Here is a 367-nt window from a genome sequence, read left to right as displayed (position 1 = left end):
GCGCCCGCATCTTCGGTGAGACCTCCAGTGGTGTCACCCGTGATGACAGCCGCATCGTCAGTACCCGTAATGGTGATCACGATGTCTTGGGTCGTGCCGTCAGAGGCGGTGACTGTGATGGTGTCGGTCGCGGTGTCGCCATCAGCCAACGATTGAATGGATGCGCTGTCAGCGGTGTAGGTCCATGCACCATCAACGAGCGTTAAAGAGCCGTAGTCACCCGCCAGCGTACCGTTTGGAATGGTTGGCGTTTCACCTGTGTCCGCATCGGTAATGGTGAGGATACCTGTCGCAGTTTGTGCGCCCGCATCTTCGGTGAGACCTCCAGTGGTGTCACCCGTGATGACAGCCGCATCATCAGTCCCTG

Annotated in this window: 1 protein-coding gene; it reads right to left on the bottom strand. The window is 58.6% G+C overall.

Features of this window, described 5'->3' with window-relative positions; all coding sequences use genetic code 11:
* Window positions 1-367 (bottom strand): VCBS domain-containing protein (locus LRP49_RS25205; RefSeq protein ID WP_274146422.1); only part of this gene is annotated, 367 nt, incomplete at both ends.

This window comes from Enterovibrio qingdaonensis, from assembly GCF_028683135.1.
Taxonomy (GTDB): Bacteria; Pseudomonadota; Gammaproteobacteria; order Enterobacterales; family Vibrionaceae; genus Enterovibrio; species Enterovibrio qingdaonensis.
The sequence above is the reverse complement of the archived record's forward strand: the minus strand, read 5'-3'. Positions and strand labels throughout refer to the sequence as shown.